This window comes from Acinetobacter endophylla, assembly GCF_053543775.1.
The window spans coordinates 1-10,153 of record NZ_JBLVOM010000039.1; the positions used below are offsets into that span (position 1 = coordinate 1).

Annotated in this window: 10 protein-coding genes and 1 pseudogene; 3 read left to right on the forward strand and 8 right to left on the reverse strand. The window is 38.3% G+C overall.

What is annotated here, in order from left to right:
- Positions 1–12: 12 nt before the first annotated feature.
- The 4 genes from ACNPNW_RS04115 to ACNPNW_RS04130 all read right to left on the reverse strand — a co-directional run bounded on the left by ACNPNW_RS04115 (position 13) and on the right by ACNPNW_RS04130 (position 3,622).
- A protein-coding gene (locus ACNPNW_RS04115) for an IS5 family transposase (RefSeq protein WP_448766392.1) occupies positions 13–764 on the reverse strand; the annotation gives its coding sequence in 2 pieces (ribosomal slippage) (positions 13–530 and positions 530–764; 753 coding nt in all).
- 104 nt (positions 765–868) lie between these two features.
- Positions 869–1,660, reverse strand: coding sequence for an outer membrane protein OmpK (locus ACNPNW_RS04120; RefSeq protein ID WP_005265715.1), 792 nt, complete (start codon positions 1,658–1,660; stop codon positions 869–871).
- A 17-nt stretch (positions 1,661–1,677) separates the two neighbouring features.
- Positions 1,678–2,631 (reverse strand): isopenicillin N synthase family dioxygenase, encoded by a 954-nt coding sequence (locus ACNPNW_RS04125; protein ID WP_448766562.1) that lies wholly within the window; start codon positions 2,629–2,631, stop codon positions 1,678–1,680.
- 16 nt (positions 2,632–2,647) lie between these two features.
- Positions 2,648–3,622, reverse strand: coding sequence for an isopenicillin N synthase family dioxygenase (locus ACNPNW_RS04130; protein WP_005265712.1), 975 nt, complete (start codon positions 3,620–3,622; stop codon positions 2,648–2,650).
- A gap of 307 nt (positions 3,623–3,929) precedes the next feature.
- Here ACNPNW_RS04130 and ACNPNW_RS04135 point away from each other — a divergent pair, with 307 nt between their 5' ends.
- Complete coding sequence (locus ACNPNW_RS04135; protein WP_005265710.1) at positions 3,930–4,862, forward strand: LysR family transcriptional regulator; 933 nt, start codon at positions 3,930–3,932, stop codon at positions 4,860–4,862.
- Positions 4,863–4,932: 70 nt separating this feature from the next.
- Here the strand turns inward: ACNPNW_RS04135 and ACNPNW_RS04140 are convergent.
- The 3 genes and pseudogenes from ACNPNW_RS04140 to ACNPNW_RS04150 form a co-directional block, all read right to left on the reverse strand.
- Positions 4,933–6,020: pseudogene (locus ACNPNW_RS04140) on the reverse strand (BMP family ABC transporter substrate-binding protein).
- Positions 6,017–7,093 carry an IolE/MocC family protein gene (locus ACNPNW_RS04145; protein ID WP_000738084.1) on the reverse strand — a complete coding sequence of 359 codons (1,077 nt, stop codon included), beginning with the start codon at positions 7,091–7,093 and terminating at the stop codon, positions 6,017–6,019. The pseudogene ACNPNW_RS04140 and the gene ACNPNW_RS04145 overlap by 4 nt, the downstream one beginning before the upstream one ends.
- Positions 7,094–7,119: 26 nt before the next feature.
- Complete coding sequence (locus ACNPNW_RS04150) at positions 7,120–8,109, reverse strand: isopenicillin N synthase family dioxygenase (protein WP_005090782.1); 990 nt, start codon at positions 8,107–8,109, stop codon at positions 7,120–7,122.
- Positions 8,110–8,453: 344 nt separating this feature from the next.
- On the opposite strand from ACNPNW_RS04150, the gene ACNPNW_RS04155 reads away from it, so the two are divergent.
- Both ACNPNW_RS04155 and ACNPNW_RS04160 read left to right on the forward strand, forming a co-directional pair.
- Entirely contained in the window at positions 8,454–9,509 is a 1,056-nt protein-coding gene (locus ACNPNW_RS04155; protein WP_000991568.1) for a Rieske 2Fe-2S domain-containing protein, read from the forward strand.
- Positions 9,510–9,706: 197 nt separating this feature from the next.
- A complete protein-coding gene (locus tag ACNPNW_RS04160; protein WP_005265709.1) occupies positions 9,707–9,940 on the forward strand; it encodes a hypothetical protein in 234 nt (77 codons plus the stop codon).
- A 1-nt stretch (position 9,941) separates the two neighbouring features.
- On the opposite strand, the gene ACNPNW_RS04165 is transcribed toward ACNPNW_RS04160, so the two are convergent.
- Positions 9,942–10,153, reverse strand: a 212-nt coding sequence (locus ACNPNW_RS04165; protein ID WP_005265707.1) for an integrase core domain-containing protein, incomplete at its 5' end; no start/stop codon positions are given.

A 10,153-nucleotide genomic window follows, 5' to 3' on the forward strand; every position in this document is an offset into this window, starting at 1 on the left:
TAGGGTGTGTCCTCATTTGGCTTTGCACCAAATAAATATGCAGGCTATACGGATCATAGATTTATAATTGCGTGCCAGTTTATCAAATCGAGTTGCAATAGCACGGAAATGTTTTAATCTCGAAAATGCATTTTCAACTAAATGTCTTAATTTATATAGATATTTATCAAACTCCTTATTCGATCTCTTACTGTTTGATCTCAATGGAATAATGGGAATCATATTCTTGTTCTTGGCATATATTCTAATGTGCTCAGCATCATACCCCTTATCAGCAATGAGATAAGTTGCCTCGTCTACCGTATCAATCAGTTGTTTTGCAACTTGACTGTCGTGGACGTCACCCTCAGTGATTTTAAAATCAATCGGTAATCCATTCGCGTCGGTTGCAAGATGTATTTTTGTTGTTCGTCCACCGCGTGATTGTCCAATTGCTCTTTCGAAACCATGCCGAGCTCCACTTGCATGTTGATGCACGCGTATGTAGCTTGCGTCAATGAATACCCATTCCTGATCCAAGATGCCTCGTAATCTAAAAAAAATTTATCCCACAATCCCTTGCTTGCCCAACGATTAAAACGATTGTAAGCAGTTTGCCAAGGACAAAATTCTTGGGGAATATCACGCCATGTGGCGCCTGTACGAAGTTTCCATAAGATCGCTTCCATGATATTTCTACTATTCTTTGAACAGTAACAACCGTGTAATCGCATAGTATCTTGAATTTGCTGCCAGATATCATCGGTAAGAAGAGTACGTGCCATTGAAAATATAGAAATAAAAATAACTCAAAGGAGGATTTTAAGTATTTAAAACCAATTCTTCAAATGAGGACACGCCCTAGTCATATATGTTTTTCTCCTTCAGCCTAAAAGGTATATTTGACGATGAAACTAGTAGCATTTTGATTAGTTTTAAAATATGGAGTGTCTTCGATTAAGAATTTGTTTTTCCAATAGTCGTATTCAATACCTGCTGCTAATTTTTTTGGGCTTAAGCCTAGATGAGGGCTAAGGTCATATTTGATTTGTGGGTTAAAGTGAAAGTCGGAAGAGTTATTACCTTTGGAATTGACTACCCAATCAATGTATCCATCAAAAATGATTGATGATTTAAGAAATGGGACAGTATATGACCAGGAAGGAGTGATTTGCCATTGTCCACTTGGGGTGTTTCCATCGTCTGGAATGCGATAGTAAAAATTAAGGGTGAAATAATCAAAGCCTTTGATATCTAGGTCAAAACCTGGACCAACTAAATAAGTCCACATATCGTCATAGCCAGGCTGATCTTGAATACTTAAGTCAAAACTCGTAGCTATTAGGACATCTTTCACTGGCCCAAAGCTCAAATTCGTATTGGTTAGTTTTCCTATTGAAAAGCGTGGGGCTATTTCTGTATAGACAGCATTATGTCCTTGGGAAGCAGTCTTTTCACCGTCAAACCAATAAGTGTCGACGAATAGAAAGAGATCTCCCCATCTCCAACTGCTCGCATGTTCAAAAGTAATCGTTTCATGTGTATCCGGCTCTACTTCGAAACCTTTACCATAAAGTGCAGAAATACTATTGGATTGCCAATATAACCAAGGTTTTTCTGCAAAAGAGTAAGTGCTGACTGCACAGGTACTTAATAGTAATGAAGTGATAATTTTTTTCATTTGAATGTCCCCGATATTTAAACGTCAGCACGATGTTTGTAAGTAGCATCAAAGCGTGACTGTAGATATTCCATGCTAGTAATTGGTGAATATTTAGGTGGATTGGATTCGCTGTAACAGTTAGGCAGGCAACGGATTACAGTTTTTGGGCTCGGCTGGATGAAGAATGGGAAAGAAAAACGTTGTTTGCCTTTAGGACTTGAAACACGATGTGGTGTAGATTTGTAGATGTCATTGGACCAACGGGCCATCATGTCGCCGATATTGATAACATAAGTATCAGGAATAGGCGGAGCATCGATCCAATTCCCATTCACATCCTGAACCTGCAATCCCCCTACATCGTCTTGAGCAAGAATAGTCACGCAGCCATAATCAGTGTGTGCTCCAGCATTGAAACTCTCTGATTGCGTATTGTCTAATGCAGGTGGGTAATGAATGAGGCGGAGTGCACACAGACTTTCTTGTAGGCAGTAATCAAAATAATTTTGTGGAAGACCAATGGCATGAGACATGGCATTTAGAAGAACTTTTCCTAAGTCCAACATCTCTTCAAAGTAGCCATCCATTACAGTTTTCCAGTCCTCGATATTCGGATATATATTAGGACCACGTAATGGTTCTTTATTGATTACATCAGGATGATCTGCTTCTAGGTGAACACCCATGTCATATACTTCTTTAAAGTCATTGGGCAGGTCAGGATTAAGTTGTTCAACACCCAATGCACCATATCCTCTGTGAGAGGCTTTGTGTTTTTGGATGTCTATTTCTAGTTTTTCAAGCAGTGGTTTACTAAAAAACTCTTTAGCTAAACTTTGAACTTCTGCAAGGTGATTCGGTTTATAACCACTGATATAGAAGAACCCCCATTCACGACATGCTTGGTCAATTTGGTTGCATATATCTGCATAATCAGGATGGTTAACGTCATAAAGAGGTGCAATGTCGATAACTGGTAATTTTTTCATGGGAAACTCCTTATTATTAGATATATGTTTTTTTGAACATGTCACGATAATGCTGTTCAACACTGATTGGTGGATATAGCGGTTCTGAGTTTTCCTCCAAACACTCTCGAATGCATTCAATCTGATACTGGTGATTACCGCTGTAGAAGAATGGAACAGAATATCGTTCCCCACCTGAGATGTTGATGACGCGATGGAGGGTGGATCTATATGTATTGTTCGTCCACATAGAGATTAGGTCACCTAGGTTAACGACATAACTATCTTCAATTGGCTCTGCCCAAATCCATTGGTTTTGAGTTTGATCCCACACTTGTAAACCGCGGTTATGATCCTGAAGTAATAGGGTTAACCCTCCAAAATCAGTATGTGCCCCGCATCCTTTTTCATTTGGTTGAGCATTAGAGGGTTGTGGAGGATAGTGCAATAAACGCAAGGTGACTAAATCTGCATCCTTGCAGAACTCTGAGAAATAATCTTCTTCCAGACCTAGTGACGAACCGATAGCATGCATGAGCCTTTCTGAGACTTTGATCATTTCTAGTTGGTATTCCTCCATAACCTCTTTGAATCCATCAATATCTGGCCATTGGTTTGGGCCTTGGTTAAAAGCTTTATGGATGACAACAGGATCTGAAGCTGAGCGTTCCTTCCCGATATAAAAGCCTTCCTTGATATCAGGTGGAGAATCAGGTTCAAGGGTTTGTGCTCTTAATTGTTCATAACCTCGGTTTGCTTCAGAAAGCTCGATGGTCCATTGCATTTTCTGTTCTAGGGGAAGACTGAAAAATAATTTGGAATATTCAAAAACCTTATCTTGTAATGCTTTAGAAACTCCATGTCCCGTAATGTAAAAAAAACCTTTATCTAAGCATGCTTTCCGAATATTTGAAGCAATGTTTTGGTGCGTTTGTATGTCATTATCCAAAAGTCCAGAAATATCGATGATGGGTATAGAGGTAATGTTTTGATTGTTTTCCAGCGCAGTCATGTAGCAATCTCTCAAAAATAATGTTTTCTTTTTTTTATAAAATAATCATGAGACCGCATAGCAATGAATATCGATCAAGCTGATGCCAAAAAGAGAGCTATTCTTAATTAATTAAATAAAAACAATTGCTTAAACTTTTTTAAATGAGTGATGATGCTGAAAAAGCAACGGGATGCACTGAAAATAATGCTTTAGGTCCAAAAAATGGCTGCTACTTAATGGCAAGTTTTTTGCTTCTATTTCAATAGCTCATTCAAATTTATAAATGGATTGGGGCTTTAAAATTGGAATAGGATGTGATGTTAAAATGAGTACACGTGGTCTTCGCTTTCACTCAGCAGCAATTCATTATTTTGATGCTGTACGCCGGTGCGGTTCAATCAGGGAAGCAGCCAGACAATTAAATGTCGTATCTTCTGCTGTAAACAGGCAAATTTTAAAACTCGAAGATGAAATTGGAGCACCATTATTCAATCGGGTGCCTTCGGGTATGGTGCTTACTCATGCAGGTGAGTTGTTTTCAAGACATATCAGTTTAGTACTGAGAGATACTAAGCGATTGCAGAATGAATTGGATGCACTGAAAGGGCTTTATAAAGGTCATGTTGAAATTGCGAGTGTTGAAACACTAGCGATTAATTTCCTGCCAGAGATTATTGAAAAATTCCAGGTCAAATATCCTAATATAACTGTAGGGGTTACAATTTTAGGCTCAAAAGATATCCCTAATGAAATCATTGAAAATCGGGTGGATCTAGGCTTGGCTTTTGCCTTGCCAAAGCATAATGATTTGCACCAAATAGCAATATCCCATTTTAAATTAGGTGCAATTGTATCGACTGACCATCCGCTGGCTTCTCAAAAGACGGTGTCATTCCATCAGTGCCTCGACTATGATGTGATTATGCCAAAACCTAATTTGTCTATTTATCAACAGTTGGCGCCATTATTTGCGGGTGCACAACATGCTATTCCAAATTTTAAAATGCAAACGAGTTCTTTGGAATTAATGAAACAGTTAATACTCAGGAATAAGGGAATTGGTTTTCAGACATTCTTTGGGTTGGAAAATGAAATAATTAATAATCGCCTTCGCTATATTCCGCTTAATGATAACAATGGTATCTACTGTGATTTAGGTCTGTATTCACGTAAAGGTCATTATCTTTCTACAGCAACAGACGCTCTCTCCAGGCTTATTACAGATGAAATCCTACAAAGAGGCGAAGCTGGACAATAAACATAACCTGAAAAGTACAACTAAAAAGCTAAGCCCTTATCGAAATCCCTCAATAAAGGCTTAGCTTTGTTTATTTTGGATAAGCAGCATCCACGCCTTTAACGAAATAATTCATACTCATCAATTGCGTATTTGAGAGATGTTTACCTTTTCCCAAAAGTAATGTTCCATCTTGTTTGTAAAGTGGTCCACTAAACACAATATATTGACCGTTACGAATTTTATCTCGGACTGCCAAAACCTTCATTTTTTCATTGTTAGAGACCATTGGACCAAAACCTGCTATATCGATGGCACCTTCCTTGACACCATACCATGTCGATCCCGACTTCCATATTTTGTTATGCACTTGCTGCAAAACAGGAGTATAGATTTTTTCCCAATATAACACTGATGCAGCTAGGTGACCTTTAGGAGCAAACTTACTCATATCTGAGTTCCAGCCAAAGCCAAATTTCCCTTTTTCCTGAGCAGCTTTAACTACAGCGGGTGAGTTGGTGACTTGTGATAATATATCAGCATTTTGCGATATTAATGCAAGTGCAGCCTCATGCTCTTTTCCTGAATCAAACCAAGTGTTAATCCAGACTATCTTGGTCTTAATTTTTGGATTTACAGATTGAGCCCCAAGTGTATAGGCATTGATGTCTCTAATGACTTCAGGAATTGGGAATGGTGCTACAACACCCAAACATTACTTTTAGTCTTATAGCCTGCCAATACCCCTTGCAAGTAAGAGCCTTCATAGGTTCGGATATCATAGACTCCCACATTTTTTGCAGTTTTATATCCGTTCGCATGCATAAAAATGGTGTTCGGGAACTGTTTAGCTACCTTTTCAATGGCATTCATATACCCGAAGGTAGTAGCAAATATAACCTTATTTCCTTGTTGTGCGAGTCTCCGAAATGTACGTTCAGAGTCGGCATTATCTAGAATATTCTCGATATAAGAGGTCTTAAATTTACCCTGTAAGGACTTTTCTGCTTTCAGACGACCTATATCGTGTGAATAAGACCAACCATAATCGTTTTTATGAGCGACATAGACAAAAGCCGCTTGATCAGCGGCCAATGCTGGATTGGCCCCACTGATGAGTAAAAGTCCTAAAAGACTGGCATTTACGAAAATATTTTTTAAATTAAGTAGGTTATTCATGCTGATTCTCTTTGAAGAGTATCAGTTGAATTTTGTTTTGCCATAAATATTGCCAGTCGCTCCTCATAAATCTCACGAATATAATGGGCAACACTGCAACTGTCGGCAAACATGTTGTATTTCCAATTTAAACCATACGACTCTAAATTGATATTATCAACAGTCATAAGTTGAACTTTAGAATTTGGATTGTTCAAGTAGCTATCAATGATTTTACGAATGACTTCTTTGGTTGGTGCAAGCTTATATGCATGCCAGAAGTCTGTATGCCATTCACCTTCCGTAGGTTGATTAAATGGATACTGAATTCCTCGGCCAGGACGATTTGTTCCTAAGCCATTATATGGTCCTGTTTCAAATGCTAACCAGTTAACTGGATTATTCGGGACTGCAGGACGGATCTGCCCCCATGTAACTAAATTTCGATTCAGCCAATCATCTGCAAAACTATCATTATTAAAAGGATCTAACTTTCTGATAGCTTCAGGATCATCACGCATTTGTGATACAGCAAGCTCAATTTCATTTTCAATTTTAAAAATACAATGGCTGTAATCCATTGCAAACTCAAACGGCACACCTTCTTTTTCTATAAGATCTGCCACCGGAATTACTCGACGATAATCTTCAGACCAGTTATCAACGTGGCACTCTAAGGTAACCGTTATTCCTTTACTTTGAGCGTAGGTGTAGAAATCGATATAAGTTTTAGCAACTTCTTCGTTCGTTACATAATGACCATCTGCATGTTTTGCCCAAATCATCATGTTGTGGAATTTGGCCCCTACAGCGGCACTACGATTAATATCCTGTTTGAATGCTTCCTCATCCTTGCCAATGACATATAAGCCACAACCAGAATAAATAGGGATATTTGTTTTCTGACTTGCCTTGATGTAAGCATCTATTTGACTATCTTCAAGAGGGATACGATCCAGAAAATCAAAGACCTCCGCAGCTTTTAGCATTTCGAACTGTTCGAGAATAGTAGGCTCATTCAGGCTTACTGGTCGTTCTTTTGATGAGTTTTGAATGCCTAAACCAGCACAACCTAGAGGAAACATTTTTTTCATAATTTTGATACCAACTGTTGAATAAATTAAACGGCTTCTTTTTTCGATGCGTAAGTTTTTTGATACATATAGGCTAGGTACTCACCTACAGTCATTTCTTTAGGTTCAGCCTTAAATTGATCACCTAAATTTTGCAGCGTTTTGATTTTGTATTCGTAATCCAAGTCAAAGAAGGTTGGAACCGAATAACGTGAGACACCTGCTTTACTATTGAAAACACGGTGCATATTTGAGAGGTAGAGTCCATTAGTCATGAATTGGACTAAATCACCGAGGTTTACGATAAAAGTATCTGGTATGTGAGGTGCACGTATCCATTCACCCTCACTATTGCGTACTTCTAGTCCACCTACTTCATCTTGCAATAAGAGCGTCAGTAACCCCCAATCAGTGTGCGCACCGCACCCTAGCTGATTGTTTACAATTTTTTCAGATTGAGGAGGATAGTGAAGCATACGGGTAATAATGACAGTTTCATCATAGCCTGCCTCGAAGTAGTTTTCTTCAAGCCCAAGAGAAAGTGCCAATAGGCCAGCTAGATGCTTACCCAGTTTTAAAGTCTGTTGAATATAGGTTTCGGTCTGGGTCTTCATTTCAGGAAGATCTTCAGGCCACTGATTCTGCCCATGTTGTGGATAGCTTTTTTGGACATATGGGTGACTTGAATCTAGATTTTTCCCTGACATGAACCCTTCTTTTAAGTCAGGAGGAGAGCCTTCATCAAGTGTTTGAGCTGCCATTGGTTCATAACCACGAAGGCATTTGGAGTTTTTGAAATCAACTTCTAGTTTCTTTTCAATCGGAAGGTCAAAAAACTGTTTTGCAATGTCTAATTGTTTTTGGAGAACTTCAGAAGCGATACCATGATTTTTAATATAGAAGAAACCTGTTGTTCTGCATGCTTTATGGATTTCCCACGCAACAGATTTCCGGTTTTCCAGGTTATCGGAAAAACTGTCGCTTAAGTCGATTACTGGAATACTTTTAGCCGTAGAAGGTGGTGTGTATGTCAACATTTTTGTGGCTCTTTGAACTTTGTTGTTATCAACTTAATGACAATTTAATTCCGTGCATAGCAGAGAATCTCGCTCAACTCGTTGCCAAAAAGGCAACACTAAATAAAGTCAGAGTAGTAATAGGAGTCCAAGTAATTCAGCATCAATTAAGAATTGTGATGAGTTATAAAATGCTAGTTATTCGTTAAGTTTAGATAAGAAGAACAATAATAAGAAAAGTGTTCTAAAAATTAGAAATACCATTCCTAAAGTCTTTAATAGACAGATAGAAAAGAAAAAGTCATGATGCAGCAATGCTAAGAAGTTTGAATTAATCAATAACTTATAAGAGGGGCAGCGCTAAAATGAATGCAATACCAGTTCTCAATTTATTCACTCAGCCACAATGTAGTCAATTTGACCCAAATGACTGGAATATTCTAGCGCAGCATTGGTATCCGGTAGTTCAAATCCAGGATGTAACGACTCAACCGCAGCAAGTTCAGCTTCTTGATGTCAAAATGGCTATTTATAAAACTGAAAGTGGAGAAATTCATCTGGTAAGAGATATCTGTCCACATCGAGGAGTGCCATTAAGTAAAGGATGGGTAGAAGGTGAAAATATTGTTTGTCCCTATCATGGGCTCAACTATAACGCACAAGGTAAGTGCGTAAAAATCCCTGCTCAACCAGAACTTACCCAAATTTCAGATCGGTTCACCTTAACTAAATTCCCTGTAGTTGAGAAATATGGACTAGTTTGGACCAGCTTATTTAGCCGTGATGAAAGTGAAGCTAATTTTCCAGTTCTTGAAACTTGGGATTCAGATGAACATCAATCAATACTCCCACCATTTGTTGATATAGCAGGTTCTAGTGGTCGTCAGCTTGAAGGTTTTATCGATGTGGCACATTTTGCCTGGGTGCATAACAAGGCATTCGCTGATCGTGATAATCCAGTAGTGCCAAAATATGAAACTGAAAGAACAGATTATGGACTTAAAACGATTTATATCTCTACAGTAAGTAACTTTCCTCATAGTTTGAGACATTTAGAGCCAGAGAATTTCTTATGGAAACGAGAATTTGATGTATATCCTCCATTCTCGGCAACACTTACTGTCTATTTTCCTAACAATGGGATTTTAAAAATTTTGAATGCTTGTTGTCCTGTTTCGCATAATCAAACCAGGCTATTTGTTCCGTTGACACGTAATTTTGATACGACGGGTGACCTACAGGCTGTATATGACTTCAATGCACAAATTTTTGCAGAGGATCAGGATATTGTTGAGAGTCAAAAACCGGAAGAACTTCCATTAGATGTTTCAATGGAGGCGCACTTTGCAGCAGACAAATCTTCAACGACATATAGACGGATATTGGCAGAATGGGGATTAAGTAAAAGATATGTGGTCTAGGGATATAAGATAACCTGATTCTCACGATTGGTTGAAATATAAGGGAAATAGTTTCCCTTATATTTTTAGAGATTGATTTCGCAGAAATACTAATATAAAAGTGACTAACCATTTATCGTAATTTCATTGTCTTAGCTTCTTCTAATTAATAAACTTGATTTTGTTACAATATCAAGTTTATACAGGGAGAGACATAGATGGTAAACCAGTATGGTGGAAGTAGAGAAGGGGCAGGACGTAAAGCTCTTTATGATGAACCTACAAAAGTTTTGCGTGTTCCAGAATCTCGTGTAGTTGAAATCAAGAACTATCTCGCAAACTCAAAGAAAGCCAAGTTCGACGATGTAGCTTCTATTACCTTGGTCAATCCAAGTACCGTTATGCATATCCCCTTGAACCGTACCGGGTTTGTCGGAGACTTTTTTATTTAAGTTAGGCCACCTGACCTAACGGGTTAATCTTATCATAGTACATTGCTTCAAACTCAAAAGGCGATACATAACCCAGTGCACTGTGTACACGCTTTTTATTGAACCAATCTACCCAGTTTAGTGTCGCAAGTTGTACATCTGCTAAACCTTGCCAATCTGCTTTTAAATATTCAATCACCTCTGTTTTGTATAAGCCATTCACCGTTTCAGCCA